Source organism: Enterobacter sp. FW301-JW81 (assembly GCF_058788735.1).
Genome location: NZ_JBYTBA010000001.1, coordinates 22,186 through 48,681 on the forward strand (window position 1 = coordinate 22,186; position 26,496 = coordinate 48,681).

Genomic DNA, 26,496 nt, shown 5'->3' on the forward strand with positions numbered 1-26,496 from the left:
TGTTAAATCTGACCTTGTGTGTGCTTGTCTATACAAGTATATCTAAATGCATCACTGTCCCGTATGAGGAGCACACAATGTCGTCAGGTAAATACCGCCAGCAGGATGTCCGCGCCGCGCGCGGCACCACTCTTACCGCCAAAAGCTGGCTCACCGAAGCACCGCTGCGCATGTTGATGAACAACCTTGATCCTGAGGTGGCGGAAAATCCCCACGAGCTGGTGGTCTACGGCGGCATAGGCCGCGCTGCGCGCAACTGGGAATGCTATGACGCAATTGTAAAATCCCTGACCGAACTCGAACACGACGAAACCCTGCTGGTGCAGTCCGGCAAGCCGGTGGGCGTGTTTAAAACGCACAAGAACGCGCCGCGCGTGCTGATCGCCAACTCTAACCTCGTGCCGCACTGGGCCACCTGGGAACATTTCAACGAACTCGACGCCAAAGGGCTGGCGATGTATGGCCAGATGACCGCGGGCAGCTGGATCTACATCGGCAGCCAGGGGATTGTGCAGGGCACCTACGAAACCTTCGTGGAAGCCGGCCGCCAGCACTATAACGGCTCGCTGAAAGGCCGCTGGGTGCTGACCGCGGGTCTCGGCGGCATGGGCGGCGCGCAGCCGCTGGCCGCCACGCTTGCCGGTGCATGTTCATTGAACATTGAGTGCCAGCAGAGCCGTATTGATTTCCGTCTGCGTACCCGTTACGTCGATGAACAGGCAACCAGCCTGGACGATGCGCTGGCGCGCATCAAAAAATACACCGCCGAAGGCAAAGCGGTCTCGATTGCTCTGTGCGGCAACGCGGCGGACATTCTTCCTGAACTCGTCGCCCGCGGCGTGCGCCCGGATCTCGTGACCGACCAGACCAGCGCGCACGACCCGCTGCACGGCTATCTGCCAAAAGGCTGGACGTGGGAAGCCTATCAGCAGAAAGCGGAAACCGATCCGGAAGGCACGGTGCTTGCCGCTAAACGTTCCATGGCAGAACACGTCTCCGCCATGCTGGCCTTTAGCCAGATGGGCATTCCGACCTTTGATTACGGCAACAACATCCGCCAGATGGCAAAAGAGATGGGCGTGAATAACGCGTTCGATTTCCCGGGATTCGTCCCGGCCTATATCCGCCCGCTGTTCTGCCGCGGCATCGGTCCTTTCCGCTGGGTTGCCCTGTCCGGCGATCCGGAAGATATCTACAAAACCGATGCCAAAGTGAAGGAGATCGTCGCGGATGACGAGCACCTTCACCACTGGCTGGACATGGCCCGCGAGCGCATTAACTTCCAGGGCTTACCGGCGCGTATCTGCTGGGTAGGGCTGGAGTGGCGGCAAAAGCTGGGCCTGGCCTTTAACGAAATGGTACGCAGCGGCGAAGTCTCCGCGCCGATTGTTATCGGCCGCGACCATCTGGACTCCGGCTCCGTCGCCAGCCCGAACCGCGAAACGGAAGCCATGCGCGACGGCTCCGATGCGGTCTCCGACTGGCCGCTGCTGAACGCCCTGTTGAATACCGCCAGCGGCGCGACCTGGGTATCGCTGCACCACGGTGGCGGCGTAGGAATGGGCTTCTCCCAGCATTCCGGGATGGTCATTGTTTGTGACGGAACCGATGAAGCCGCCGCGCGTATCGCCCGCGTATTGCACAACGACCCGGCAACCGGCGTGATGCGTCACGCGGATGCGGGTTATGACATTGCGATTGACTGTGCCAAAGAGCAGGGACTGAACCTGCCGATGATCCCTGCCACACAAGGAAAGCAATAATGAACGCATTAACACTCACTCCCGGCTCGCTGACGCTCAAACAGCTGCGTAGCGTCTGGCGCAAACCGGTTACCCTTTCGCTGGATGAAAGCGCCCACGCCGCCATTAACGACAGCGTGGCCTGCGTGGAGGCGATTGTTGCCGAAGGGCGCACCGCCTACGGCATTAACACCGGCTTTGGGCTGCTGGCGCAGACCCGCATCGCGACACACGATCTGGAAAACTTACAGCGCTCGCTGGTGCTGTCGCATGCGGCGGGCGTCGGCCAGCCGCTGGACGATGAAATTGTCCGTCTGATGATGGTGCTCAAAATCAACAGCCTGGCGCGCGGCTTCTCCGGCATTCGCCTGAGCGTGATCCAGGCGCTGATGGCGCTGGTGAATGCGGAAGTCTATCCGTGGATCCCGGCGAAAGGTTCCGTTGGCGCTTCCGGCGATCTTGCACCGCTGGCGCACATGTCGCTGCTGCTGCTGGGTGAAGGCAAAGCGCGCTGGCAGGGCGAGTGGCTCCCCGCGAAAGAGGCGCTGAAAAAAGCGGGATTAACCCCGATCACGCTGGCGGCGAAAGAGGGGCTGGCTTTGCTTAACGGCACGCAGGCGTCGACCGCCTTCGCGCTGCGCGGCCTGTTTGAAGCTGAAGACCTGTTTGCCTCGGCGGTGGTGTGCGGTGCGCTGACCACCGAAGCCGTGCTGGGCTCACGTCGACCGTTCGATGCCCGCATCCACGACGTGCGCGGCCAGCGCGGGCAGATTGATGCGGCCAGCATGTACCGTCACGTACTTACCGACAGCAGTGAAATCGCGGACTCACACCACAACTGTGACAAGGTGCAGGATCCGTATTCCCTGCGCTGCCAGCCGCAGGTGATGGGCGCGTGTCTGACCCAGCTGCGCCAGGCGGCGGAGGTGCTGCTGGTGGAAGCCAACGCGGTGTCCGATAACCCGCTGGTGTTCGCGCAGGAAAACGAGGTGGTCTCCGGCGGTAACTTCCACGCCGAGCCGGTGGCAATGGCGGCGGATAATATCGCGCTGGCGATTGCCGAAGTCGGCGCGTTGTCCGAGCGCCGCATTGCGCTGATGATGGATAAACATATGTCCCAGCTGCCACCGTTCCTGGTGCGTAACGGCGGGGTCAACTCGGGCTTTATGATTGCCCAGGTGACCGCGGCGGCGCTGGCAAGCGAGAACAAAGCCCTGTCGCACCCGCACAGCGTGGACAGCCTGCCGACCTCTGCCAACCAGGAAGATCATGTCTCTATGGCGCCTGCCGCCGGACGTCGCCTTTGGGAGATGGCCTCCAACACCCGTGGCGTGCTGGCGGTAGAATGGCTGGCGGCGTGTCAGGGTATCGACCTGCGTGAAGGACTGAAATCCAGCCCGCTGCTCGAGCAGGCGCGTCAGACGTTGCGCGAGCACGTATCGCATTACGATGATGACCGCTTCTTTGCGCCGGATATTGATAAGGCGATGCAGCTTCTGGAAGAAGGGCGTCTGGTGGGGTTGTTGCCGCAGGTGCTGTGATTTTTTGCCCGGTGGCGCTGCGCTTACCGGGCCTACGAATCCGAAATGTAGGCCGGGTAAGGCGTAGCCGCCACCCGGCTTTTTTTACGAGTACATCGCCGTAATCGACGCGCTCCCGAGCGTATGGAAATGCACGTTAAACCCTACCATTGCGCCGCTCGCGCCTTCATCCACCTCAATCTTGTCCACATCCAGCGCGTGCACCGTGAAGATATAGCGGTGGGTTTCCCCTTTTGGCGGCGCCGCGCCGCCGTAGCCCGCTTTACCAAAATCGGTGCGCGTCTGAATGGCGCCTTCAGGCAGGGCAACCAGGTCAGAGCCGGACCCCTGCGGCAGGACGCGCGTATCGGCGGGCAGGTTCGCCACTATCCAGTGCCACCAGCCGGAGCCGGTAGGCGCATCCGGGTCGTAACAGGTGACGACAAAGCTTTTGGTGCCGGCCGGAACCTCATCCCACGCCAGGTGCGGGGAGATATTGTCTCCCTGGTACCCCATGCCGTTGAACACGTGGCGTTCCGGGAGTTTTTCGCCGTCGCGCAGATCTTTACTGATGATTTTCATACGGTTTACCCTCGCTAATCACTCGTACAGGAAGTGTAACGCATAGGGTTAAATCGTGAAATGCGCGGGGTTGTTAACGGCTTCGACGACGGCGGCGGTGAGCTTGCGCAGCTGAACGGGCGTAATGATATACGGCGGCATCAGGTAGATAAGCTTGCCGAAGGGCCGTACCCACACGCCCTGGTCCACGAAGAAGCGCTGCAGCGCCGCCATATTCACCGGATGGGTGGTTTCAATCACCCCGATGGCGCCCAACACGCGGACGTCCGCCACGAAACTCGCCCCCGAGGCGGCGCTCAGCTCATCCTTCAGTTGCGCTTCAATCGCTGCAACCTGCGTTCGCCACTCGCCGCTCTCCAGAATCGCAAGGCTTTCGCTCGCGACCGCGCAGGCCAGCGGGTTGCCCATAAACGTTGGGCCATGCATGAAGCAGCCCGCTTCGCCGTCGCTGATGGTATCGGCGACGTGACGGGTGGTTAGCGTGGCGGAGAGCGTCATGGTGCCGCCGGTGAGCGCTTTGCCCAGGCAAAGAATATCCGGGGCGATACCCGCATGTTCGCAGGCAAACAGCTTGCCGGTGCGGCCAAAACCGGTCGCGATCTCATCGGCAATCAGCAGAATGCCCTCGCGGTCGCACATCTTGCGAATACGCTTCAGCCATTCCGGGTGGTACATCCGCATTCCGCCTGCGCCCTGCACGATAGGTTCAAGAATGACGGCAGCAATCTCGTGACGATGCGCCGCCATCAGCCGCGCGAAGCCGACCATGTCCATCTCGTTCCACTCGCCGTCGAAGCGGCTCTGCGGGGCCGGAGCAAACAGGTTTTCCGGCAGGTAGCCTTTCCACAGGCTGTGCATGGAGTTGTCCGGATCGCACACCGACATCGCCCCGAAGGTATCTCCGTGATAGCCGTTGCGGAAGGTGAGGAACCGCTGGCGCGTTTCGCCTTTTGCATGCCAGTACTGCAGCGCCATTTTCATCGCCACTTCCACCGCCACGGAGCCGGAATCGGCCAGGAACACGCACTCCAGCGAGTCAGGCGTCATCGCCACCAGCCGGCGGCACAAATCCACGGCGGGCTGATGGGTGATTCCGCCAAACATCACGTGCGACATCTGGTCAATCTGCGCTTTCATCGCCGCATTCAGGCGTGGGTGGTTGTACCCGTGAATGGCCGCCCACCAGGAGGACATCCCGTCAACCAGCTGCTCGCCGCTGGCGAGGTGCAGCTCGCAGCCGTGGGCCGAAGCTACCGGATAGACGGGCAGGGGGCGGGTGGTGGAGGTGTAAGGGTGCCAGATATGCTGCTTGTCGAAGGCGAGATCGTCCTGGGTCATAATCGACTTGTAAACCATTTTGAAAAGTTTTAGGTTTACAAGTATAAACCGAACCGAAAATTAACAAAACCCTTTGGAGAAGCCCAATGGCTCACCACGCACGCTGGACGATGTCGCAAGTTACTGAATTATTCAATAAACCTTTCCTTGAGCTGATGTTCGAAGCCCAACAGGTGCACCGTCAGCACTTCGATCCTCGCCACGTTCAGGTCAGCACGCTGTTGTCGATCAAGACCGGCGCCTGCCCGGAAGACTGCAAATATTGCCCGCAGAGCGCGCGCTATAAAACTGGCCTGGAATCCGAACGGCTGATGGAAGTTGAGCAGGTGCTCGACTCCGCGCGTAAGGCGAAAAACGCTGGCTCGACCCGCTTTTGCATGGGGGCGGCGTGGAAGAATCCGCACGATCGCGACATGCCGTATCTGGAGCAGATGGTGAAGGGCGTGAAGGAGATGGGCCTTGAAGCCTGTATGACGCTGGGCACGCTGAACGATGAGCAGGCGCAGCGCCTCTCGGCGGCCGGGCTGGACTACTACAACCACAACCTCGACACCTCGCCGGAGTTTTACGGCAACATCATCACCACCCGTACCTATCAGGAGCGTCTGGACACGCTTGATAAAGTGCGTGACGCGGGGATCAAGGTGTGCTCGGGCGGCATCGTGGGCTTAGGTGAAACGGTGAAAGATCGCGCCGGTCTGCTGCTGCAGCTGGCGAACCTGCCGACCCCGCCGGAAAGCGTGCCGATCAACATGCTGGTGAAGGTCAAAGGCACGCCGCTGGCGGATAACGACGACGTGGACGCGTTTGACTTTATCCGCACCATCGCGGTGGCGCGCATCATGATGCCGACCTCGTACGTTCGCCTCTCTGCGGGCCGTGAACAGATGAGCGAGCAGACCCAGGCGATGTGCTTTATGGCCGGGGCCAACTCCATCTTCTACGGCTGCAAGCTGCTGACCACGCCGAACCCGGAAGAGGACAAAGACGTTCAGCTGTTCCGCAAGCTGGGGCTGAACCCACATCAGACCGGGGTGTTGACCGGCGATAACGAGCAACAGCAGCAGCTGGAGCAGCAGATTTTTAACGCCGACACCGACCAGTTCTACAACGCGGCAGCCGTATGACCTGGGAGGCACGTATCCATTCCGCGCTCGACGAGCGGCGGGCGGCAGAGGCGTTTCGCGTACGCAGGGTAGTCGAAAACGGCGCAGGCCGTTTTCTTACCCGTGAGAACCGGCGGTTTTGTAACTTCTCCAGCAACGATTATCTCGGGCTGAGCCAGCATCCGGCCATTATCCGCGCCTGGCAGCAGGGCGCGGAGCGGTACGGCGTGGGCAGCGGCGGCTCCGGGCACGTCAGCGGATACACCACGGCGCACCGGGCGCTGGAGGAGGAGCTTGCCGACTGGCTGGGCTACCCGCGCGCGCTGCTGTTTATCTCGGGTTTTGCGGCCAATCAGGCGGTCATTGCAGCCCTGATGGGCAAGGACGACCGCATTGTCGCCGACCGCTTAAGCCACGCTTCCCTGCTGGAGGCGGCAAATTTAAGCCCGGCTCAGCTGCGCCGCTTCGCCCATAACGATGCGGGGCAACTCGCTGCGCTGCTGGATAAACCCTGTAACGGGCAGCAGCTGGTGGTCACGGAAGGGGTGTTCAGTATGGATGGCGACAGCGCGCCGCTTGCCGCGCTGCACGACGCCGCAAAGCGGCAAAACGCCTGGCTGCTGGTTGATGATGCCCACGGCACTGGCGTGATGGGCGACGAAGGGCGCGGCAGCGCGCATCTGCAAAACGTGAAGCCGGAGCTGCTGGTTGTCACCTTCGGCAAAGGCTTTGGCGTGAGCGGGGCCGCCGTGCTGTGCAGCGAACCCGTCGCCGATTATCTGCTGCAGTTTGCCCGGCATTTGATCTACAGCACCAGCATGCCGCCCGCGCAGGCCGTGGCGCTGTCAGCGTCCCTGGCGGTGATCCGCAGCGCAGAAGGCGATGAACGCCGGGCGCGTCTGGCGGAACATATCCAGCGTTTTCGTCAGGGCCTGGCACAGCTTCCCTTCCTGAGCACCGATTCGCAGAGCGCGATCCAGCCGGCGATCGTCGGTGAAAACAGCCTGGCGCTCACGCTGGCGCACGCGCTGCGCGAGCGGGGGATGTGGGTGACGGCCATTCGTCCGCCCACCGTGCCGCCGGGTACCGCCCGCCTGCGCCTGACGCTCACGGCGGCGCACGAAGCAGAGGATATTGATGCCCTTCTGGAGGCGCTGAATGTCGCCCGTCAATAAGCAGGCCATTGCGGCGGCGTTTGGCCGTGCCGCGCGCAGCTATTCACAACACGATGAGCTTCAGCGCCAGAGCGCAGAGGGGCTGCTGGCGCTGCTTGGCGAGACGCGTTTTACCCAGGTGCTTGACGCCGGGTGCGGTCCCGGCGGGAATAGCCGCTACTGGCGCGAAGCGGGAGGCCAGGTTACGGCTCTCGACCTGTCATCCGACATGCTTGCGGAGGCACGTCAGCAGCAGGCTGCGCACCGTTATCTGGTCGGTGATATCGAAGCGATTCCGCTGGCGGATGCGCAATTTGATTTGGTCTGGAGCCATCTCGCCGTGCAGTGGTGCAGCAGCCTGCCGCAGGCCTTAAGCGAGCTTTACCGCGTGGCGCGTCCGGGCGGGAGCGTGGCGTTTACCACTCTGCTGGAAAGCTCGTTACCGGAGCTGAATCAGGCCTGGAGGGCGGTAGATCGCCAGCCGCACGCCAACCGGTTTTTATCACACGAGCGGGTCACGCAGGCGCTGGCAGGCCGGCGCTATCGCAGCGCGATGCAGACCATCACCCTCAATTTCAGCGACGCGCTCAGCGCCATGCGCTCGCTGAAGGGGATTGGCGCCACGCATCTGCATACCGGACGCGAGAAAAAACCGCTCACCCGGGGTCAACTGCAGCGTCTGGAGCAGGCCTGGCCGCAGGCGCGGGGACATTTCCCGCTCTCTTATCAACTTTTTCATGGGGTTATCGAACGTGGCTGAACGCTATTTTGTCACCGGAACGGATACGGAAGTGGGTAAAACGGTTGCCAGCGCCGCGCTGCTTCAGGCGGCGCGAAAGCTTGGGAAAAACACCGCCGGGTATAAGCCGGTTGCTTCCGGCAGCGAGATGACGGCGGAAGGGTTGCGCAACACCGACGCGCTGGCGCTCCAGCGGAACAGCACGCTTGAGCTCGCCTATTCAGCGGTGAATCCGTACACCTTTGCCGAGCCGACGTCGCCGCATATCATCAGCGCCGACGAAGGTCGTCCGATTGATTTCACCGTGCTCTCGGCCGGATTACGCGCGCTGGAACGCCAGGCGGACTGGGTGCTGGTGGAGGGCGCAGGCGGCTGGTTTACGCCGCTCTCGCAGGAGCAGACGTTTGCTGACTGGGTGCAACGCGAGCAGCTCCCGGTCATTCTGGTCGTAGGGGTGAAGCTCGGCTGTATCAACCATGCTATGTTGACCGCCCAGGCCGTTTCGCAGGCAGGACTGCGCCTGGCGGGCTGGATAGCCAACGACGTGGTTGCCCCCGGCAAGCGGCATCAGGAGTACCTGGCAACGCTCAAGCGGGTGCTTCCCGCCCCATTCCTCGGGGAGATCCCGTGGCTTGCGGAGGATGCCGAACGTGCCGAAACCGGGCGCTATCTTGACCTCAGCGCCTTGCTTCCAGCGACATCCAGTGGGCAATAAGCTCATCGTCCAGTTCGTTAACGTGGCCCTGGGCCACGTTACGCCCGCGATAAAGCATGCAAAAACGATCCGCCACCCGGCGAATAAACGACAGTTGCTGTTCAGCCAGCAGCACCGTCATCCCCAGCTCTCGGTTTAAGCGCACCAGCAGCTGTCCCAGCTTATGCGCGAAACCGTGGCCTGCGCCGTGCAGGGGCTCGTCCAGAATCAGCATCCGCGGACGGTTTACCAGCGCGTTGGCCAGGGCCAGCTGGTACTGGTCGTCTGGCGAAAGGGCGTTGCCCCGGGTCTGACGCAGCGCGTAGAGTTCCGGGAACAGGTCATACACCTCACTTTTCGCTTCCGGGTCGGGCTTGCCCATCGCCCGCATGGCGATATGCAAATTCTCCTCAATCGTCAGCTGGGAGAAGATCCGCCTGTCCTGCGGGACATAGCCTATCCCCGGCCCTGAACGCTGTTCTGGCACCTGGCTTAGCAAATCACGCGGCGGCGCGCCCGCCTCATGCCAGATGATGGTGCCGCTTTCGACGGGCACTTTCCCGGCAATGCAATTCATGAGGGTGGTTTTCCCCATTCCCGGCAGGCCAACGACGCCTGTACACATCCCTTGCGGAAAATCTAAATCCACGTTCCATAGCGTATGTTGGCTTCCGTAAAATTGGTTCACTGCACGCAGACTCAACATCTTTCTCTCCTTAAAAATGTGTGTAGGTGAGGCACGTTCTGGATTGTGCAAAACCCCTGCCAGAAAGCGCAAAGTGACTAAAAAAGCGTCTTTTTTAGGAATAAGTAACAGGAGAGCAGTGTAAAACCAGAGGGATTGCACATCGACGGTGCCGGCGGTGGTGAGTTGTGGTGCAGGGTCAGAAATGATGAAAATGTGAGCAATATCTCATCGGTTGGTTATGAATGACTCAACTGTTAATCATCAAAAAATAGCTATAAAAATTTTTTCCTGCCGCTTCGTGGGAAAATCCGGGAATTTGCCGAGCGCCTGTCTGCATGGGCTGGAAGCAGTTATCCACTATTCCTGTGGATAACCATGTGCATTAGAGTTAGAAAACACGCGATAAGCGAGAGGCGACGCGGCTTTCGCCCAAATTGGCGCGAAACGCGGCTTTAGAAAATATCGTTTATAATTTAACTGGTTAGATAAAAGCAATTCCCGTCATGAAAGTGTCACCCGTTGCCATAAAACTATCATTACCTGGCTTGACAAATGTTAAAAAAGAAAAAGTTCTGGGGATAACCTGATCTGACTGGTGTTTTATGTTGTCACAGTCCAAATTTTGGCCGCTATCGCGCTAATCATTCAGGCGCTACTCTAAATATCGTGACATGCTACTGGTTTTTCATCCAGTGTTTTTTACTGGCATTCCTGGCCACAACGAGTAAAATTACTCACCTGCCGCTTATAACGTCATCAGGTTGTCGCCCATGAGTAAACCGTTCAAATTGAATTCTGCTTTCCGTCCTTCGGGGGATCAGCCCGAGGCCATCCGCCGTCTGGAAGAGGGGCTGGAAGATGGGCTGGCACACCAGACGCTGCTGGGGGTAACCGGTTCCGGCAAAACGTTTACCATCGCCAACGTCATCGCTGACCTGCAGCGCCCCACGATGGTGCTGGCACCCAACAAAACCCTGGCCGCGCAGCTTTACGGCGAGATGAAAGAGTTCTTCCCGGACAACGCGGTGGAGTATTTCGTCTCCTACTACGATTACTACCAGCCCGAAGCCTATGTGCCGAGCTCTGACACCTTCATTGAGAAAGATGCTTCGGTAAACGAGCACATTGAGCAGATGCGTCTTTCAGCCACGAAGGCGCTGCTTGAGCGTCGCGATGTGGTCGTTGTGGCGTCGGTTTCCGCTATCTACGGTCTGGGCGACCCGGATCTGTATCTGAAGATGATGCTGCACCTGACGCAGGGGATGATCATCGACCAGCGGGCGATTTTGCGCCGTCTGGCGGAGCTGCAGTACACCCGTAACGACCAGGCGTTCCAGCGCGGGACGTTCCGCGTGCGCGGTGAAGTGATCGACATCTTCCCGGCGGAATCGGACGATATGGCGCTGCGCGTTGAGCTGTTTGACGAAGAGGTCGAGCGCCTCTCGCTGTTCGACCCGCTGACGGGACACATTGAGTCGGTGATCCAGCGCTTCACCATCTACCCGAAAACGCACTACGTGACGCCGCGCGAGCGTATCGTGCAGGCGATGGAAGAGATCAAAGTGGAGCTGGCCGAGCGCCGTAAGGTGCTGCTGGCCAACAACAAGCTGCTGGAAGAGCAGCGCCTGAGCCAGCGTACCCAGTTTGATCTGGAGATGATGAACGAGCTGGGCTACTGCTCCGGCATCGAAAACTACTCCCGTTTCCTCTCCGGCCGCGGGCCGGGCGAGCCACCGCCGACGCTGTTTGACTATCTTCCGGCAGACGGTTTGCTGGTGATCGATGAATCCCACGTCACTATCCCGCAGATTGGCGGGATGTATCGCGGTGACCGCGCGCGTAAAGAGACGCTGGTGGAGTACGGCTTCCGCCTGCCGTCGGCGCTGGATAACCGCCCGATGAAGTTTGAAGAATTCGAGGCGCTGGCCCCGCAGACCATCTACGTGTCGGCAACGCCGGGGAACTACGAGCTGGAGAAATCCGGCGAGGACGTGGTTGACCAGGTGGTGCGTCCGACCGGGCTGCTGGACCCGATTATCGAGGTGCGTCCCGTGGCGACGCAGGTGGACGATCTGCTCTCCGAGATCCGTGCCCGTTCCGCCATCAACGAGCGCGTGCTGGTAACCACGCTCACCAAGCGCATGGCGGAAGACCTGACCGAGTACCTCGAAGAGCACGGCGAGAAGGTGCGTTATCTGCACTCGGATATCGATACCGTGGAGCGAATGGAGATTATCCGCGACCTGCGTCTGGGCGAGTTTGACGTGCTGGTGGGGATCAACCTGCTGCGAGAAGGTCTGGATATGCCGGAAGTCTCGCTGGTGGCGATCCTGGATGCGGATAAAGAGGGCTTCCTGCGTTCTGAGCGCTCTCTGATCCAGACTATTGGCCGCGCCGCGCGTAACGTCAACGGCAAAGCGATTCTGTACGGTGACAAAATCACCCCGTCGATGGCGAAAGCGATTGGCGAAACGGAGCGCCGTCGCGAGAAGCAGCAGCGCTACAATGAAGAGCACGGCATTACTCCGCAGGGGCTGAACAAGAAGGTGGTCGATATTCTGGCGCTGGGTCAGAACATTGCCAAAACCAAAGCGAAAGGCCGCGGCAAGGCGCGTTCAGTGGTGGAAGAAGATACCGTCGTGCTGACGCCGAAAGCGCTGCAGCAGAAGATCCACGAGCTGGAAGGGCAGATGATGCAGCACGCGCAGAACCTGGAGTTCGAAGAGGCGGCGCAGATCCGCGACCAGCTTCATCAGCTGCGGGATCTGTTTATTGCAGCATCGTAGCTTCTTGCCCGGTGGCGCTGCGCTTACCGGGCCTAAGGGTTAAGTGCCCCCTGTAGCCCCGGTAAGCGCAGCGCCACCGGGGGTTGTTAACCCAGCGCCTGAATCGCCTTCTCCAGCGCTTCGCGCAGCAGATGGCGGTCATGGCGATATTTAATATCGCTGGCCTCCAGCGGCTCCTGCACCACCAGACGATCCCCAATCCCGGACACGCCGACTTTCGGCCCCACCACCACGCCGTCGATAATTTTCTTCCCGACGTACTGCTCCATCAGGCTCAGCTTGTCCGCCAGCGACAGGCTTGCGGCGGCCGGGCTCAGTTCGCGCCCCAGGTTACCGATGTAGACCATCGGGGCAGGGGTGCGGCGCAGCGCCTGGGCCAGCTCTTTCACCAGCAAAATAGGCATCAGGCTGGTGTAAAAACTGCCCGGACCGATCAGGATCACATCCGCTTCAGCAATGGCCTCAACCGCTTCGCGCGTGGCGGGAACGCTTGGGTAGGTCATCAGCTCTTTCGGCGGCAGAATGAGCTGATCGATATTCACCTCGCCGTAAACTTCATGACCTTCCGCGTCGATGGCCATCAGATCGACCGGCTGCTCAGACATCGGGATAAGGAACGCATCCACTTTCAGCAGATTTCGTATCAAATTGATGGCTTCCAGCGGGCGCACGCTCAGGTGATCCAGAGCTTTAAGCATTAAATTTCCGAGGTTATGCCCGGAAAGTTCGCCGTTACCGCCGAAACGGTACTCAAACATTGCAGATGCAACGCTAGGTTCGGTAATCAGCTGGTTCAGACAGTTGCGCATATCGCCCCAGGCGATCCCCCCTTCTGCACGTCGGATGCGCCCCGTAGAGCCGCCGTTATCCGTTGTGGTCACGATCCCTGTCAGCCTTGAGCCGAGTGAAGACAAAGAGGACATCACCCGGCCCAGACCGTGGCCTCCGCCGAGTGCGACCACACGGTCAAGATCCGCAAAAGTGCGATTGCGCATACACATTCCTTATCACGTTCAATGTGCGTAACACTACCCTAACTACCCCTAAAAGACGATGCCTCACCGGACGCAAAATGACGCATATCAATGCGAAGATGCTGTTTTTGCGTATTCTGTAGTGAAAATACACAATTATGTCGTTATGTAGTTGTTTATATAGCGTTAAGCGAGAATAGCGAAGAGTTGATTTACGCGCTACTATCGCCATAACCACGTTTTCAAATTTGAAAACATACACTCTAGCCTTTGTGCCTGTGTCGAAAGATATGGCGCTCTGGCCGTGGCGAATATGCCACCAGGGTACAGAAAGAAATGACTGTGCCTCCCATATCTGGAAAGGTGTACATGGCTTCACAACTTACTGATGCTTTCGCGCGTAAGTTTTATTACTTACGTCTGTCGATTACCGACGTGTGCAACTTCCGTTGCACCTACTGCCTGCCCGACGGCTACAAACCGGGCAGCGTCACCAATAACGGCTTTCTCTCCGTGGATGAAGTGCGCCGCGTCACGCGCGCCTTCTCTGAGCTCGGCACCGAAAAAGTGCGTCTGACCGGCGGAAAACCTTCGCTGCGTCGCGATTTTCCCGACATCATTGCCGCCGTGCGTGAAAACGAACGCATTCGTCAGATTGCGGTAACCACCAACGGATACCGTATGGCCCGCGACGTGGTCGCCTGGCGTGATGCCGGCCTGACCGCCATCAACGTCAGCGTGGACAGCCTGGATGCCCGCCAGTTTCACGCCATTACCGGTCAGGATAAATTCCGCCAGGTGATGGACGGCATCGACGCGGCGTTTAGCGCCGGATTCGAGAAGGTCAAAGTCAACACGGTGCTGATGCGCGACGTCAACCACCATCAGCTGGACACCTTCCTGGCGTGGATCAAATCTCGCCCCATTCAACTGCGCTTTATTGAGCTGATGGAGACGGGCGAGGGGAGCGAGCTGTTCCGCCGCCATCATATCTCCGGCATGGTGCTGCGCGACGAGCTGCTGAAGCGCGGCTGGATCCATCAGATCCGCCAGCGCAGCGACGGCCCAGCGCAGGTCTTCTGCCACCCGGACTATGACGGGGAAATTGGGCTGATCATGCCCTATGAGAAAGACTTCTGCGCCAGCTGTAACCGTCTTCGCGTCTCCTCCGTGGGCAAGCTGCATTTATGCCTGTTTGGCGACGGCGGCGTCGAGCTGCGCGATCTGCTGGAAGATGATGCCCAGCAGAGCGCCCTTGAAGCGCGTATCTCAGAGGCTCTGACGCACAAAAAACAGACCCACTTCCTGCATCAGGGCAACACCGGCATTACTCAAAACCTGTCTTACATTGGCGGGTAATCAGGCTTAAGAGGGAATCATAAGATGAGTCAGGTCAGCGCGGAATTTATCCCGACACGTATTGCCATTCTTACCGTTTCCGACCGCCGTGGCGAAGAGGATGACACCTCCGGCCACTGGCTGCGCGAGGCGGCCCATGACGCGGGGCATCAGGTTGTCGATAAAGCGATCGTCAAAGAAAACCGCTATGCCATTCGCGCGCAGGTTTCGCAGTGGATCGCCGGTGATGAGGTGCAGGTCGTGTTGATTACCGGCGGCACCGGCTTTACCGCAGGCGACCAGGCGCCCGAAGCGCTGCTCCCGCTGTTCGATCGCGAAGTGGAAGGCTTCGGCGAAGTGTTCCGTATGCTCTCCTTTGAAGAGATTGGTACCTCCACGCTGCAGTCGCGCGCGGTGGCCGGTGTGGCAAACAACACCCTGATTTTCGCCATGCCCGGCTCGACGAAGGCCTGCCGCACCGCATGGGACAATATTATTGCCCCGCAGCTGGATGCCCGAACCCGTCCGTGTAATTTCCATCCCCATTTAAAGAAATAAGCTATGTCACCACTGACCCACATTAACGCCGCTGGCGAAGCGCATATGGTGGATGTCTCCGCCAAAGCGGAAACGGTGCGCGAGGCGCGCGCCGAAGCGTTCGTCACCATGCTGCCGGAAACCCTGGCGATGATTATCGACGGCAGTCACCACAAGGGTGACGTGTTTGCTACCGCGCGCATCGCGGGTATTCAGGCCGCCAAGCGCACCTGGGATCTCATCCCGCTGTGCCACCCGCTGATGCTGAGTAAAGTGGAAGTAAATCTTCAGGCGCAGCCGGAGCACAGCCGCGTGCGCATTGAATCGCTCTGCCGCTTAACCGGGAAAACCGGCGTGGAGATGGAAGCGCTGACGGCGGCCTCTGTCGCCGCGCTGACCATCTACGACATGTGCAAAGCGGTGCAGAAAGATATGGTGATTGGCCCGGTTCGCCTGCTGGCAAAAAGCGGCGGCAAATCCGGTGATTTTAAGGTGGACAGTCATGATTAAGGTGCTCTTTTTTGCGCAGGTGCGCGAGCTGGTCAACACCGACAGCCTGACGCTGGACGCGCCATTTGAAAACGTTGCCGCCCTGCGCGCGCATCTGGCGGCACAAGGCGACCGCTGGGCGCTGGCGCTGGACGAAGGCAAGCTGCTGGCCGCCGTTAACCAGACGCTGGTGGAGTTCACCCATCCTCTGAAGGCAGGGGATGAAGTGGCCTTCTTCCCACCGGTAACGGGGGGCTGAGATGGCTGAGACCCGAATTCTGGTAGGTCCCGAGCGCTTCAGCGTCGGTACAGAATACAGCTGGCTGGCAGAGCGTGACGAAGATGGTGCGGTCGTGACCTTCACCGGTAAAGTGCGCAACCACAACCTCGGCGACAGCGTGAAGGCGCTGACGCTGGAGCACTATCCAGGCATGACCGAGAAATCGCTGGCGGAGATTGTGGTCGAGGCGCGAGGCCGCTGGCCGCTCGGACGCGTCACGGTGATTCACCGCATCGGCGAGATGTGGCCCGGCGAGGAGATTGTTTTTGTCGGGGTGACCAGCGCACACCGCAGCAGCGCGTTTGCGGCAGGTGAGTTCATTATGGATTACCTCAAAACCAAAGCGCCGTTCTGGAAGCGTGAGGCCACGCCGGAAGGCGATCGGTGGGTTGAATCTCGCGACAGCGATAAACAGGCCGCCAGCCGTTGGTAGTCGGTTTACGTGGATGTGTTAATCTTAACGTGTGTGTCTACTTAATCTTAATCAGGAGTGAATCATGGACCGATTTCCGCGTTCCGATTCAATAGTACAGCAGACCCGTAGCGGGCTGCAGACGTATATGGCTCAGGTCTATGGCTGGATGACGGTTGGCCTGCTGCTTACCGCGTTTATCGCGTGGTATGCGGCGAATACGCCTGAACTGATGATGTTTATCTTCTCCAGCAAAATCACCTTCTTTGGGCTGATTATCGCACAGCTGGCGCTGGTGTTTGTGCTTTCGGGTCTGGTGCAAAAGCTGAGCGCCGGAATGGCAACAACCCTGTTTATGCTCTATTCGGCGCTGACGGGGCTGACGCTTTCCAGCATTTTCATCGTTTACACCTACTCTTCCATCGCCAGCACCTTCGTGGTGGCCGGCGGGATGTTCGGTGCGATGAGCCTCTACGGCTACACCACGAAGCGCGATCTGAGCGGCTTTGGCAGCATGCTGTTTATGGGGCTGATCGGGATTGTGCTGGCGTCGCTGGTGAACCTGTGGCTGAAGAGCGAAGCGCTGATGTGGGCCGTGACCTACATCGGGGTGGTGATCTTCGTTGGGTTGACGGCGTATGACACCCAGAAGCTGAAAAACATCGGCGAGCAGATTGACGTGCGCGACAGTTCAAACCTGCGCAAATACGCGATCCTGGGCGCGCTGACGCTGTATCTGGACTTCATCAACCTGTTCCTGATGTTGCTGCGGATTTTAGGCAACCGACGTTAAAGTTGTTTTGCCGGGTGGCGGCTTCGCCTTACCCGGCCTACGAAATGCGAACCGTAGGTCGGGTAAGGCGAAGCCGCCACCCGACTTATTTACTTCGCCATCGCCTTCTCGTTCTTCGCCCGCAGCTTCTTCGCCCGGCTCTCCAGCACCAGATAACAGACCGTTGCCAGCGCCAGCGGCAGGAAGTAATACAGCATGCGGTACGCCAGCAGGGCGGCGATAATCGTTCCCTGAGAGACATGCTCCCCCGCAAGCAACGCAATAAAGACCGCCTCGAGCACGCCGATCCCCGCCGGAATATGCACGATCACCCCGGCAATACTGCTCACCAGCAGCACGCCCAGCACGAAGAAGTAATTCACGTCTTCACCAATGAGCAGCCAGATAATCGCCCCCATCGCCATCCAGTTGGCGCTGGACACGGCCATCTGCAGCACCGCGAACTTCCACGAGGGTAATACCAGCTTTTGCCCCTTAATGGTCATATGGCGGCGCTTTGCAAACGCGCAGGCCCAGAGATACACGGCAATAATCAGCAGCAGTACGATGCCCAGTATGCGCAGGGTGGTTTCATCGATATACCAGTGCGCGGGCAGCTGTACCACGCCGATGGTGAAGATCACCCCGCCGAGCAGAATATAGCCCAGCCAGTTGGTGGTGATGCTCAGGGAAAAAATGCGCGTAATCGTCCCGCCAGGCAGCCCGAGGCGCGAGTAAAGGCGATAGCGCATGCCAATCCCCCCGACCCAGGTGCTCAGGGTCAGGTTGAAGGCATAACAAATAAACGACACCAGCATCACCTGACGCTTGGCCAGCTTGTGGCCGCAGTAGGCGCGGCCAAGCAGGTCATAGCAGCCGTACATCAGATAGCTCACGATAACCAGCCCTGTCGCGCCCAGCAGCACCATCCGGTTATAGTTGCGGATAACTTTCCACACTTCTTCCCAGTCAACCTTCTGCGCGTAGACCACCAGCAGAACCGCGACGGCGATGAAAAACAGCCAGGTCAGGATCTTTTTTGCCAGCCGCCAGCGCGGATGTGATTTCGACATCAGGGTTTGCCTCCCTCTTCCGCTTCAACACGGTCCTGGGTTTCCATTTCGGGCTGTACCGGCGGGTCCACCTGCGCCAGCTTCGGCGTGTGCGCCGGCAGCCAGCCGACCATCGCCGGGAAGTGACGCAGGAAGTGGAACACCACCACGCTGATGCCGAGGTTCCACCAGGTGCGTTTGGGAACCATCGATTCATCCACGCGCACGCAGTCATTGACGATCAAGGCCTGCAGGTTATCCCGCAGGGTCTGATTAAACTGGCGATCGTGAATGATCAGATTGGCTTCAAGGTTGAGCGATAGGCTCAGCGGATCGAGGTTGCTGGAGCCCACGGTGGCCCAGTGATCGTCCATCAGCGCGACCTTGCCGTGCAGCGGCCGACGGCGATATTCGTAAATCTGTACGCCGCCCTTCACCAGGTAGTTATACAGCAGCCGCGCCCCGACTTTGACGATGGGCATATCCGGCTCGCCCTGCACAATCAGCTTCACGCGCACGCCGCGCCGGGCCGCATTGCGCATGGCATGCAGCAGGCGATAGCCCGGGAAAAAGTAGGCGTTGGCGATGATGACCTCGCGCTTCGCGTTGGCGAGCATCTTAAGATAATGACGTTCAATGTCGTCCCGGTGCTCGCCGTTATCCCGCCAGACGAAAAGCGCCTGCGCTTCGCCGGGCTTCCGGTTCTCTTCCGGGCGATGGCGGCGTTTCCACCAGCGGCGAACGGCCTCTTTACCCGGCAGGTTCTCCAGCTCAAACAGCAAGATGTCCTGCACCACCGGGCCTTCAATGCGAATGGCGTAATCCTGCTTCGCTTCCGGGCCGTAGTCGGACATATGTTCAGCGGAGTAGTTAATGCCGCCGACGAACGCCACCGTCTCATCCACCACCACAATTTTGCGGTGCATCCGGCGGAAAAGGTTGGTACGCATGCCGAACAGGCGAGGGCCGGGATCGTAGTAGCGGAACACCACGCCCGCGGCGGTCAGTTCATTGACAAACGCGTCGCTGAGATCCGGCGAGCCATAGCCATCAAGCAGCACTTCAATTTTGACGCCGCGCCGGGCGGCGCGCAGCAGCACGCTGTGCAGCTGCTTGCCAACGTTGTCTTCGAACCAGATAAAGGTTTCGAGGATCACCTTCTGCTGAGCGTTATCAATGGCTTTGAACACGGCCGGATAATACTCATCCCCGTTGACCAGCAGCGTGATCCGGTTGCCTTCCTGCCAGGAACATTTCATAAGTGGATCTCCGCGCTGAGCGGGGCATGGTCGGAAAGATGCCGCCAGTTGAGGAGCGCCAGGGCGGTCGGGCTGCTGGCGTGGGCGTTTTTCACGTAGATCCGGTCAAGCCGAAGCAGCGGGAAACGGACCGGGAAGGTGCGCGCAGGCCTGCCGTTCGCCCGGGTGAAAATTTCCTCCAGTCCGGCATCCACCTTCAGCGGATGGTTTGCCCGCTGTCGCCAGTCGTTGAAATCGCCGGCCACCACCACCGGTTCACCCTCGGGAAGCGCATTGGCCCATTCGGCCAGCATGTTCAGCTGCGCCTGACGATGGGCTTCGCGAAGGCCCAGATGAACGCAGCCGACATGGATGGGAAGGGCAAGATCGGGCGGCGTAATGCGGCAGTAAAGCAGCCCGCGTTTTTCACTCTCCCCGACGGAAACGTCGCGGTTTTCGTAGTATTCAATCGGGTAACGGGACAGCACCGCGTTGCCGTGATGCCCTTCCGGATAGACCGCGTTGCGGCCGTAGGCGTAATCACTCCACATGGTGTCGGCCAGAAATTCATAGTGCGGCGTGTCGGGCCAGTTCTCAAAGTGGAGCGGATGCACTTCGTGCGCGCCCATCACTTCCTGCAGGCAGACAATATCCGCGCTGACGGTGCGCACCGCGTCGCGCAGCTCCGGTAAAATGAAGCGGCGGTTAAATGCTGTGAAGCCTTTATGAATGTTTATCGTCAGCACCTTAAGCGAGAAATGCTGCATTTTTTTCGTCATAAGCTCCTTCCTGAGTGACTATCCCAATGAAAATAAAGTGTAGTCGGCGTCACAAAAAGATGCGGCGTTACGGAATTTTCCGTAAAGTGCGGTAGTCTGACTAAGCAGAGAAAAATCCTTCAGGAGAGAAGCCATGAAGTGGCAACAACGCGTTCGTGTCGCAACTGGCCTGAGTTGCTGGCAGATAATGTTGCATTTACTGGTCGTGGCCGTACTGGTGATGGGCTGGATGAGCGGCACGCTGGTGCGTGTTGGCCTGGGGCTATGCGTCCTTTATGGCGTCACCGTGCTGTCGATGCTGTTCTTACAGCGTCACCATGAAGCGCGCTGGCGCGAGGTGGGTGACGTGCTCGAAGAGCTCACCACCACCTGGTACTTTGGTGCCGCGATGATTGTGCTTTGGCTGCTGTCGCGGGTGCTGCAAAACAACCTGCTGCTGGCCCTGGCCGGTCTGGCTATCCTTGCAGGGCCAGCGGTGGTCTCATTGCTGACCAAAGAGAAAAAGCTACGCAATGTTGCGTCTAAACATCGCGTACGCCACTGAGCCCGTCGTGGCCGCAATGACCAGTAGCGGCCACAAACTTCCCCAGACAATATCCAGACTCGCATCCTTCAGATAGATTTGCTTGGTGATGTCCGTAAAGTGACGAATAGGATTTACCCACGTCAGATCCTGTAGCCACACCGGCATATTCTCAACCGGCGAGACATACCCCGAGAGCAGGATCGCGGGCATCATAAAGACGAACACCCCAATAAACGCCTGCTGCTGGGTTGAGCAAAGCGCCGAGATCAGCAGCCCAAACCCCACCAGCGACAGCCCGTAAATCACCATCGTGAAGTAAAACAGCGCCAGCGAACCGGCGAACGGGATCTGATAGGCCCAGATTCCCACGCCCAGCACGATGGTGGCCTGGAAGGTGGCGACAATCAGCGCCGGCACCGCTTTGCCGACGAAGATTTGCCAGGTGGCGAGCGGGGAAACCAGCAGCTGATCCAGCGTGCCTTGTTCGCGCTCGCGGGCAACGGACAGGGAGGTGACGATCATCACCCCAATGGTGGTGATCATGGCGATCAGCGATGGCACCACAAACCATTTGTAGTCCAGATTCGGGTTATACCAGTTACGCACCACCAGCTCGGTGTTGTTGGGCTTCGGTTTGCCCTCCATCAGCTCCTGCTGGTAATCCTTCACCACCTGCTGCAGATAGTTGGCCGCTATCTGGGCGCTGTTGGAGTTACGCCCGTCGAGGATAAGCTGCATCGGCGCGGTCTGGAAGGTGTCCAGATTGCGGGAAAAATCCGCCGGGAAACGCACCAGCAGCAGCGCTTTTTGCGTGTCGATAGTGGGCTGGATCGCCTGCGGGCTTTTCAGCAGCAGGATGTGGGTAAAGGCCTTCGCACGGGCAAAGCGCTGCGTCAGCTCGACGGAATGTTTGCCGTTGTCTTCGTTGTAAATGGCGATGGTGGCGTTGGTCACCTCAAGGGTGGCGGCAAACGGGAACAGTAAAACCTGGATCAGCACCGGCAAGACCAGAATGGCGCGCGTCTGCGGCTCGCGCAGCAGGGACTGCAGCTCTTTGCGTATTAACGTCCATAAACGGTGAAACATGTTCGCTCCTTAATCTAACCGCCGTTTGGTCTTCATCCACGTCAACCCGATAAACATCACCGCCGACGCCATCAAAAAGAGGGTGTTGATAATCAGCACCACCGGAATATTTCCCGCGAGGAACAGGCTTTGCAGCGTGCTCACAAAGTAGCGGGCCGGAATAACATAGGTCACGGCGCGGATCGCGGCAGGCATGCTGTCTATCTGGAAGATAAACCCGGACAGCATAATCGACGGTAAAAAGGCGGCGTTGAGGGCCACCTGCGCGGCGTTAAACTGGTTGCGGGTGATGGTGGAGATGAGCAGCCCCATCCCCAGCGTGCTGAGTAAAAACAGGCTGGTGATAAAGAACAGCACGACCAGCGAGCCGCGGTACGGCACGCCGAGGATAAAAACTGACACCAGCATACAGAGCAGCATCGCCAGCATGCCGAGGAAGTAGTAGGGAATAAGCTTGCACAGCAGCAGCTCGACGCGCGTCACTTCGGTTGAAAGCAGCGCCTCCATGGTGCCGCGCTCCCACTCGCGGGCGATCACCAGCGAGGTCAGTATCGCGCCAATGACCGTCATGATGATGGTCACCGCGCCCGGAATGATAAAGTGCTGGCTGATGGCGGCAGGGTTAAACCAGTAGCGCGTCTGCACGTCGATCAGCGGTTTAAATTCTTCACCCCGATCTTCCGCCCGCTGCATCTGCCACAGCTGCCAGATCCCCTCCGCGTAGCCCTGCACGAAGTTCGCGGTGTTCGGCTCGCTGCCGTCGGTAATGACCTGGATCGGGGCATCGGCTCCGGCACGCGCCATATTGGCGGCGAAATCCACCGGGATCACCACCAGCCCGCGAATTTTCCCGGCCTGCATTTTCTGGATTAACTCCTGGCGGTTATCGCTGATGGTGGCGTCGATGTAGGGCGAGCCGGTCATGGCGTGGGTGAAGTCCAGCGCCTCTTCGCTCTGCTGCTCCAGCAATATCCCGACCCGCAGCTTGCTTGAGTCGAGGTTGATCCCGTACCCGAAGATAAACAGCAGCAGCAGGGGGATTACCACCGCAATCAGCCAGCTGCTGGGGTCGCGCACGATCTGACGCGTCTCTTTGATACACAGCGCGCGTACCCTGCGCCACGAAATCGCGTTATTGCGCATGGGCGTTCTCCTTATCCCAGTCGTGGATGAGGGTGATAAAGGCCTGCTCCATGGTCGGGTCCGGAACCTCATCGTCGGCGGCCTGCTCTTTCAGGTCGTCCGGGGTTCCGTGGGCAATCAGCTTGCCGCGGTACACCAGCCCGATGCGGTCGCAGTACTCCGCCTCGTCCATAAAGTGCGTGGTGACCATCACGGTCACGCCTTTTTCCACCATGCTGTTGATATGCAGCCAGAACTCGCGGCGGGTGAGGGGATCCACGCCAGAGGTGGGTTCATCCAGAAAAAGAATATCGGGCTCGTGCATCAGCGAGCAGGCCAGCGCCAGCCGCTGCTTAAAGCCGAGCGGCAGTTCGTCGGTGGCGTGGGAGGCAATGCTGGTTAACCCAAAGGCGTCGCTCATGCGGCGGATTTTTTCGCTCTGCGCCCGCCCGCGCAGGCCGTACACGCCGGAGAAAAAGCGCAGATTCTGCTCGACGGTCAGGTTGCCGTAGAGGGAGAACTTCTGCGCCATATAGCCCAGATGCTGGCGCGCCTTGCCGGAGCTGACCTTGAGATCCATATCCAGCACCAGCGCCTTGCCGGAGGTGGGAACCAGCAGGCCACACATCATCTTAAAGGTGGTGGATTTTCCCGCGCCGTTCGGCCCGAGCAGGCCGAAAATCTCGCCGCGCTTCACCGCAAAATTGACGTTGTCGGTGGCGGCGAAATCCCCGAACTTCTTGGTCAGGGATTTGGCTTCGATCACCGTTTCCCCGGGCGTACCTTCCACCGTGTGCAGGATGGCGCCGAGGGGGGATTCCGATGTGCCCGCGCCGCCCAGCAGGTCGATAAACGCATCTTCAAAACGCGGCGCCGTCTCTTCCATTTCGATCTCAGGCATGCCCGGCGCACGGCGAATATCGTCGACGGTGGCCTCTTTTTTGAGGATCACCCGCACCGAGCGGCCCTGAATCATCCCGTCGCTGACCTGCGGCAGTTTCAGCACCCGCTGCAGCAGCCTGCGGTTGGATTCCTGCGGGCTATGCAGCAGGAAACTGCGCCCGGCCATGCTTTGCGTCAGCGTTGTCGGCTCGCCCTGATAGAGCAGTTCGCCTTCGTTCATCAGCAGCACGTCCCGGCACTGCTCGGCTTCGTCGAGGTAGGAGGTGCTCCAGAGGATCAGCATCCCGTCTCCAGCCAGTTCGTGCACCATCTGCCACAGCTCGCGGCGCGAAATCGGATCAACGCCCACGCCGGGCTCATCCAGCAGCAGGACCTTCGGCTCGCCCACCAGCGTGCAGGCCAGACCCAGCTTCTGCTTCATCCCGCCGGAGAGCTTGCCCGCCAGCCGGTCAGTAAACGGGCCGAGCGAGGTAAACTCCAGCAGGCGGGCGAAGGTCTTCTGTCGGGTTTCGCCGGTGACGCTGCGCAGATCGGCATACAGATTCAGGTTTTCCATTACCGTCAGATCTTCATACAGGCCAAACTTCTGCGGCATATAGCCGAGCATGGCGTGGAGCGCACCGTCATCCGCGATCGGGTCAAGCCCGAGCACGCGGGCCGATCCTTCATCCGGCTTCAGCAGACCGGCCAGCATGCGCATCAGCGTGGTTTTACCCGCGCCGTCCGGGCCGACCAGCCCGGTCACGTAGCCTTTCTGAATGGTGCAGTTCAGCGGGGCTACCGCGGGCTTATCCATCCCCTTAAAGCGTTTAACCAGATTGTTGAGCTGAATAACCGCGTCATTCATGTCGTTCCCCGTCGTTGATTGTTACGGTGACAGGCATGCCCTGACGCAGCGCGTCGTCCGCATCGGTCACGATGATGCGCAGGCGATACACCAGATCGGTACGCAGGTCCGGTGTTTCAACGGTTTTCGGCGTGAATTCGGCAGTTGGAGAGACAAAACCCACTTTGCCGTGATACGGCCTGTCCGGGCGGCCGTCGGTATAGAGCAACAGCTCGCGGCCGGGCTGCATCTGGCCGAGATTCGGCTCGTCGATGTAAGCGCGTACCCACACCGGGCGGGTCAGGGAGAGCGTTAAGACGGTGCTGCCCGCGCTGAGCATGCTGCCCGGCTCAACGGCGCGGGTCATCAGCGTGCCGTCAGACGGGGCGATTAAGGTGGTGTCGTGCAGGTCCAGTTCCGCCTGGGCCAGCTGCGCCTGCGCCTGTTCAAGGCTGGCTTTGGCCTGGGCAATATCCTGCGGGCGGTTACCGGTACGGTACTGGCTCAGCTTGTCTTGGGCGGATTTCAGCGTCGCCTGGGCCTGATCGCGCGATGAACGGGCATTCTCCAGATCGTTAGCGGAAATGGTGCGGCTTTTCCACAGCCCCTGCTGGCGGGCATAGAAGTTCTGGGCGTAGTCATAGGCCGCCTGCGCCTGTTTGACCGCGGCGGCGGCCTGGGCAACCTCTTCGTCGCGATAGCCAGCCAGCATCAGATCATACTGTGCCTGGGCAACGGAGACGCCAGCTTTGGCCTGCTGCAGCGCATTTTCAAAGGGGGCTTTGTCCAGCATTCCCAGCGTCTGCCCCGTTTTAATGGCATCGCCTTCGTCAACGTTCAGCGAGGCGAGACGCCCGCCGACGCGGAAGCTCATGTTCACCGTGCGAATATCAACGTTACCGTACAGGGTCAGGCCCCGGTCCTGATGGCTTTGATACCACAGCCAGCCACCGACTCCCGCAGCAAGTAAAACAACAACCACCAGAATGATGGCGACAGGTTTTTTCATGACTTCAGGCTCCTTTGCGTTAAGCCTTGCAGGATCAGATCGAGATGACAGGTGATGATCTGGCTAATCTGCGCGGCTTTATCCTCATCAAATTGTGTCCAGCCGGTGCGTAACAAGATGGTTTCCCGGCCCAGGCGGAAGGCCAGGATTTCACCCAGCAGGGCGTGGGTATGCAAAACTGTTTCGGTATTGTTGGCATCCAGCCCGGTACAGGCGGCGATCAGCCGGGTCAGGTGGGTATGCATCGGGTCAATCACCCGATCGTGTACCAGCTGGTAGGCGGCAGTGGGGGAGAGCTGCTCGCGGGAGATAAACTTGCTCAGGTTGAGCGTATCGTCATGCGTCAGCAGGCGTATCATATTGTGGCAGGCCTTAAGAATAAGCTGCCGAATGGCCTCGCGATCGGGCGACGGCTGGCTGAGCAACTCGGTGGCTTCTTCAACGTGCGGGCGAAACTGCGTGCCGATAAAATCGGCGATCCACTCGGCGCAGGCGAGATATAAATCCTCTTTTGAGCCAAAATAGTAGGTGATGGCCGCAATGTTCTGCCCGGCCTGCGCCGCGATATCCCGCGTGGTCGCATGCAGTCCGTACTCGCCAAACTGCGCCAGCGCGGCGGCAATAAGCTGGCTTTTGGCCTGTTCACCTTTTGATGTCGTCGGGGTCGTATTCATAGCGGCATTAAAAATTAATCAATCGATTGATTAAGACTATGCCTGATTCACGCCCTCGTCGAGGGAACTGAGGGATATTTTATGCGCCACGTCACAAAAGCTGCTACACTCCGCCCCTTCGCGACATTGT

26 protein-coding genes and 1 riboswitch are annotated in these 26,496 nt (G+C 59.4%); of the genes, 14 read left to right on the forward strand and 12 right to left on the reverse strand.

Going from position 1 to position 26,496, the window contains the following annotated elements; all coding sequences use genetic code 11:
* Positions 1-77 precede the first annotated feature (77 nt).
* Complete coding sequence (hutU, locus tag AC3WOK_RS00115) at positions 78-1,763, forward strand: urocanate hydratase (RefSeq protein WP_047347042.1); 1,686 nt, start codon at positions 78-80, stop codon at positions 1,761-1,763.
* Entirely contained in the window at positions 1,763-3,283 is a 1,521-nt protein-coding gene (gene hutH, locus AC3WOK_RS00120; RefSeq protein ID WP_059310930.1) for a histidine ammonia-lyase, read from the forward strand. Before hutU ends, hutH begins: the two co-directional genes overlap by 1 nt.
* A gap of 84 nt (positions 3,284-3,367) precedes the next feature.
* Here hutH and AC3WOK_RS00125 read toward each other — a convergent pair whose 3' ends face one another.
* Both AC3WOK_RS00125 and bioA read right to left on the reverse strand, forming a co-directional pair.
* A complete protein-coding gene (locus AC3WOK_RS00125; RefSeq protein ID WP_059310929.1) occupies positions 3,368-3,844 on the reverse strand; it encodes a kinase inhibitor in 477 nt (158 codons plus the stop codon).
* A gap of 48 nt (positions 3,845-3,892) precedes the next feature.
* Positions 3,893-5,182 carry an adenosylmethionine--8-amino-7-oxononanoate transaminase gene (gene bioA, locus AC3WOK_RS00130; RefSeq protein ID WP_072250609.1) on the reverse strand — a complete coding sequence of 430 codons (1,290 nt, stop codon included), beginning with the start codon at positions 5,180-5,182 and terminating at the stop codon, positions 3,893-3,895.
* Positions 5,183-5,268: 86 nt separating this feature from the next.
* Here bioA and bioB point away from each other — a divergent pair, with 86 nt between their 5' ends.
* From bioB to bioD, 4 genes are read left to right on the forward strand one after another with little or no spacing between them, the layout of a single operon-like run.
* On the forward strand, positions 5,269-6,309 hold the full coding sequence (gene bioB / locus AC3WOK_RS00135) for a biotin synthase BioB (protein WP_047347038.1): 1,041 nt from the start codon (positions 5,269-5,271) through the stop codon (positions 6,307-6,309).
* Complete coding sequence (gene bioF / locus AC3WOK_RS00140; protein WP_447855290.1) at positions 6,306-7,463, forward strand: 8-amino-7-oxononanoate synthase; 1,158 nt, start codon at positions 6,306-6,308, stop codon at positions 7,461-7,463. Before bioB ends, bioF begins: the two co-directional genes overlap by 4 nt.
* Positions 7,447-8,202 (forward strand): malonyl-ACP O-methyltransferase BioC, encoded by a 756-nt coding sequence (bioC, locus tag AC3WOK_RS00145; protein WP_063955558.1) that lies wholly within the window; start codon positions 7,447-7,449, stop codon positions 8,200-8,202. The genes bioF and bioC overlap by 17 nt, the downstream gene beginning before the upstream one ends.
* Entirely contained in the window at positions 8,195-8,896 is a 702-nt protein-coding gene (bioD, locus tag AC3WOK_RS00150; RefSeq protein ID WP_492353712.1) for a dethiobiotin synthase, read from the forward strand. Before bioC ends, bioD begins: the two co-directional genes overlap by 8 nt.
* Here the strand turns inward: bioD and AC3WOK_RS00155 are convergent.
* Positions 8,859-9,581, reverse strand: a complete 723-nt coding sequence (locus AC3WOK_RS00155; RefSeq protein WP_447855293.1) for an ABC transporter ATP-binding protein — start codon at positions 9,579-9,581, stop codon at positions 8,859-8,861. The genes bioD and AC3WOK_RS00155 overlap by 38 nt on opposite strands.
* Before the next feature lie 752 nt (positions 9,582-10,333).
* Between AC3WOK_RS00155 and uvrB the strand changes: the two genes are divergently transcribed.
* Positions 10,334-12,349 (forward strand): excinuclease ABC subunit UvrB, encoded by a 2,016-nt coding sequence (uvrB, locus tag AC3WOK_RS00160; protein WP_492353713.1) that lies wholly within the window; start codon positions 10,334-10,336, stop codon positions 12,347-12,349.
* Positions 12,350-12,435: 86 nt separating this feature from the next.
* Here uvrB and yvcK read toward each other — a convergent pair whose 3' ends face one another.
* Positions 12,436-13,344: a uridine diphosphate-N-acetylglucosamine-binding protein YvcK gene (yvcK, locus tag AC3WOK_RS00165; RefSeq protein WP_492353714.1), complete on the reverse strand. Its 909-nt coding sequence runs from the start codon at positions 13,342-13,344 to the stop codon at positions 12,436-12,438.
* Between the two features lie 226 nt (positions 13,345-13,570).
* A riboswitch (molybdenum cofactor riboswitch) is annotated at positions 13,571-13,705 on the forward strand.
* Here yvcK and moaA point away from each other — a divergent pair.
* The 6 genes from moaA to AC3WOK_RS00195 all read left to right on the forward strand — a co-directional run bounded on the left by moaA (position 13,693) and on the right by AC3WOK_RS00195 (position 17,172).
* Positions 13,693-14,682 (forward strand): GTP 3',8-cyclase MoaA, encoded by a 990-nt coding sequence (gene moaA / locus AC3WOK_RS00170; protein ID WP_492353715.1) that lies wholly within the window; start codon positions 13,693-13,695, stop codon positions 14,680-14,682. It overlaps the preceding riboswitch by 13 nt.
* 24 nt (positions 14,683-14,706) lie before the next feature.
* The gene (gene moaB, locus AC3WOK_RS00175) at positions 14,707-15,219 is read left to right on the forward strand and encodes a molybdenum cofactor biosynthesis protein B (RefSeq protein WP_059310741.1); all 513 of its coding nucleotides are present in this window, start codon (positions 14,707-14,709) and stop codon (positions 15,217-15,219) included.
* 3 nt (positions 15,220-15,222) lie between these two features.
* On the forward strand, positions 15,223-15,708 hold the full coding sequence (gene moaC / locus AC3WOK_RS00180) for a cyclic pyranopterin monophosphate synthase MoaC (protein ID WP_492353716.1): 486 nt from the start codon (positions 15,223-15,225) through the stop codon (positions 15,706-15,708).
* Complete coding sequence (gene moaD, locus AC3WOK_RS00185) at positions 15,701-15,946, forward strand: molybdopterin synthase sulfur carrier subunit (RefSeq protein ID WP_059310740.1); 246 nt, start codon at positions 15,701-15,703, stop codon at positions 15,944-15,946. The genes moaC and moaD overlap by 8 nt, the downstream gene beginning before the upstream one ends.
* Position 15,947: 1 nt before the next feature.
* Positions 15,948-16,400, forward strand: a complete 453-nt coding sequence (moaE, locus tag AC3WOK_RS00190; RefSeq protein ID WP_063955566.1) for a molybdopterin synthase catalytic subunit MoaE — start codon at positions 15,948-15,950, stop codon at positions 16,398-16,400.
* Positions 16,401-16,464: 64 nt separating this feature from the next.
* Complete coding sequence (locus AC3WOK_RS00195; protein WP_047347027.1) at positions 16,465-17,172, forward strand: Bax inhibitor-1/YccA family protein; 708 nt, start codon at positions 16,465-16,467, stop codon at positions 17,170-17,172.
* Between the two features lie 89 nt (positions 17,173-17,261).
* Here AC3WOK_RS00195 and AC3WOK_RS00200 read toward each other — a convergent pair whose 3' ends face one another.
* The 3 genes from AC3WOK_RS00200 to AC3WOK_RS00210 are packed head-to-tail and all read right to left on the reverse strand — an operon-like array spanning position 17,262 to position 20,220.
* Positions 17,262-18,224: a lysylphosphatidylglycerol synthase domain-containing protein gene (locus AC3WOK_RS00200; RefSeq protein ID WP_063430019.1), complete on the reverse strand. Its 963-nt coding sequence runs from the start codon at positions 18,222-18,224 to the stop codon at positions 17,262-17,264.
* Complete coding sequence (clsB, locus tag AC3WOK_RS00205; protein ID WP_063955568.1) at positions 18,224-19,462, reverse strand: cardiolipin synthase ClsB; 1,239 nt, start codon at positions 19,460-19,462, stop codon at positions 18,224-18,226. Before clsB ends, AC3WOK_RS00200 begins: the two co-directional genes overlap by 1 nt.
* Positions 19,459-20,220 carry an endonuclease/exonuclease/phosphatase family protein gene (locus AC3WOK_RS00210; protein WP_047347024.1) on the reverse strand — a complete coding sequence of 254 codons (762 nt, stop codon included), beginning with the start codon at positions 20,218-20,220 and terminating at the stop codon, positions 19,459-19,461. Before AC3WOK_RS00210 ends, clsB begins: the two co-directional genes overlap by 4 nt.
* 133 nt (positions 20,221-20,353) lie before the next feature.
* Here AC3WOK_RS00210 and AC3WOK_RS00215 point away from each other — a divergent pair, with 133 nt between their 5' ends.
* Entirely contained in the window at positions 20,354-20,764 is a 411-nt protein-coding gene (locus AC3WOK_RS00215) for a YbhQ family protein (protein WP_014883088.1), read from the forward strand.
* Here the strand turns inward: AC3WOK_RS00215 and AC3WOK_RS00220 are convergent.
* Genes AC3WOK_RS00220 through cecR form a run of 5 tightly spaced genes read right to left on the reverse strand, consistent with a single transcriptional unit; the run spans position 20,726 to position 26,366 of the window.
* Positions 20,726-21,832 carry an ABC transporter permease gene (locus tag AC3WOK_RS00220; RefSeq protein WP_492353717.1) on the reverse strand — a complete coding sequence of 369 codons (1,107 nt, stop codon included), beginning with the start codon at positions 21,830-21,832 and terminating at the stop codon, positions 20,726-20,728. The genes AC3WOK_RS00215 and AC3WOK_RS00220 overlap by 39 nt on opposite strands.
* 9 nt (positions 21,833-21,841) lie before the next feature.
* Positions 21,842-22,975 carry an ABC transporter permease gene (locus tag AC3WOK_RS00225; protein WP_059310735.1) on the reverse strand — a complete coding sequence of 378 codons (1,134 nt, stop codon included), beginning with the start codon at positions 22,973-22,975 and terminating at the stop codon, positions 21,842-21,844.
* The gene (locus tag AC3WOK_RS00230) at positions 22,965-24,704 is read right to left on the reverse strand and encodes an ATP-binding cassette domain-containing protein (protein ID WP_047347022.1); all 1,740 of its coding nucleotides are present in this window, start codon (positions 24,702-24,704) and stop codon (positions 22,965-22,967) included. The genes AC3WOK_RS00225 and AC3WOK_RS00230 overlap by 11 nt, the downstream gene beginning before the upstream one ends.
* Positions 24,697-25,692: a secretion protein HlyD gene (hlyD, locus tag AC3WOK_RS00235; protein WP_059310734.1), complete on the reverse strand. Its 996-nt coding sequence runs from the start codon at positions 25,690-25,692 to the stop codon at positions 24,697-24,699. The genes AC3WOK_RS00230 and hlyD overlap by 8 nt, the downstream gene beginning before the upstream one ends.
* Positions 25,689-26,366 carry a transcriptional regulator CecR gene (gene cecR, locus AC3WOK_RS00240; RefSeq protein ID WP_492353718.1) on the reverse strand — a complete coding sequence of 226 codons (678 nt, stop codon included), beginning with the start codon at positions 26,364-26,366 and terminating at the stop codon, positions 25,689-25,691. The genes hlyD and cecR overlap by 4 nt, the downstream gene beginning before the upstream one ends.
* Between the last annotated feature and the right edge of the window lie 130 nt (positions 26,367-26,496).

Bases quoted from the DNA above. Each gene is read 5' to 3' on its own strand.
- hutU (WP_047347042.1), top strand. From the start codon at position 78: ATGTCGTCAGGTAAATACCGCCAGCAGGATGTCCGCGCCGCGCGCGGC.
- hutH (WP_059310930.1), top strand. From the start codon at position 1,763: ATGAACGCATTAACACTCACTCCCGGCTCGCTGACGCTCAAACAGCTG.
- AC3WOK_RS00125 (WP_059310929.1), bottom strand. From the start codon at position 3,844: ATGAAAATCATCAGTAAAGATCTGCGCGACGGCGAAAAACTCCCGGAA.
- bioA (WP_072250609.1), bottom strand. From the start codon at position 5,182: ATGACCCAGGACGATCTCGCCTTCGACAAGCAGCATATCTGGCACCCT.
- bioB (WP_047347038.1), top strand. From the start codon at position 5,269: ATGGCTCACCACGCACGCTGGACGATGTCGCAAGTTACTGAATTATTC.
- bioF (WP_447855290.1), top strand. From the start codon at position 6,306: ATGACCTGGGAGGCACGTATCCATTCCGCGCTCGACGAGCGGCGGGCG.
- bioC (WP_063955558.1), top strand. From the start codon at position 7,447: ATGTCGCCCGTCAATAAGCAGGCCATTGCGGCGGCGTTTGGCCGTGCC.
- AC3WOK_RS00155 (WP_447855293.1), bottom strand. From the start codon at position 9,581: ATGTTGAGTCTGCGTGCAGTGAACCAATTTTACGGAAGCCAACATACG.
- uvrB (WP_492353713.1), top strand. From the start codon at position 10,334: ATGAGTAAACCGTTCAAATTGAATTCTGCTTTCCGTCCTTCGGGGGAT.
- yvcK (WP_492353714.1), bottom strand. From the start codon at position 13,344: ATGCGCAATCGCACTTTTGCGGATCTTGACCGTGTGGTCGCACTCGGC.
- moaA (WP_492353715.1), top strand. From the start codon at position 13,693: ATGGCTTCACAACTTACTGATGCTTTCGCGCGTAAGTTTTATTACTTA.
- moaB (WP_059310741.1), top strand. From the start codon at position 14,707: ATGAGTCAGGTCAGCGCGGAATTTATCCCGACACGTATTGCCATTCTT.
- moaC (WP_492353716.1), top strand. From the start codon at position 15,223: ATGTCACCACTGACCCACATTAACGCCGCTGGCGAAGCGCATATGGTG.
- moaD (WP_059310740.1), top strand. From the start codon at position 15,701: ATGATTAAGGTGCTCTTTTTTGCGCAGGTGCGCGAGCTGGTCAACACC.
- moaE (WP_063955566.1), top strand. From the start codon at position 15,948: ATGGCTGAGACCCGAATTCTGGTAGGTCCCGAGCGCTTCAGCGTCGGT.
- AC3WOK_RS00195 (WP_047347027.1), top strand. From the start codon at position 16,465: ATGGACCGATTTCCGCGTTCCGATTCAATAGTACAGCAGACCCGTAGC.
- AC3WOK_RS00200 (WP_063430019.1), bottom strand. From the start codon at position 18,224: ATGTCGAAATCACATCCGCGCTGGCGGCTGGCAAAAAAGATCCTGACC.
- clsB (WP_063955568.1), bottom strand. From the start codon at position 19,462: ATGAAATGTTCCTGGCAGGAAGGCAACCGGATCACGCTGCTGGTCAAC.
- AC3WOK_RS00210 (WP_047347024.1), bottom strand. From the start codon at position 20,220: ATGACGAAAAAAATGCAGCATTTCTCGCTTAAGGTGCTGACGATAAAC.
- AC3WOK_RS00215 (WP_014883088.1), top strand. From the start codon at position 20,354: ATGAAGTGGCAACAACGCGTTCGTGTCGCAACTGGCCTGAGTTGCTGG.
- AC3WOK_RS00220 (WP_492353717.1), bottom strand. From the start codon at position 21,832: ATGTTTCACCGTTTATGGACGTTAATACGCAAAGAGCTGCAGTCCCTG.
- AC3WOK_RS00225 (WP_059310735.1), bottom strand. From the start codon at position 22,975: ATGCGCAATAACGCGATTTCGTGGCGCAGGGTACGCGCGCTGTGTATC.
- AC3WOK_RS00230 (WP_047347022.1), bottom strand. From the start codon at position 24,704: ATGAATGACGCGGTTATTCAGCTCAACAATCTGGTTAAACGCTTTAAG.
- hlyD (WP_059310734.1), bottom strand. From the start codon at position 25,692: ATGAAAAAACCTGTCGCCATCATTCTGGTGGTTGTTGTTTTACTTGCT.
- cecR (WP_492353718.1), bottom strand. From the start codon at position 26,366: ATGAATACGACCCCGACGACATCAAAAGGTGAACAGGCCAAAAGCCAG.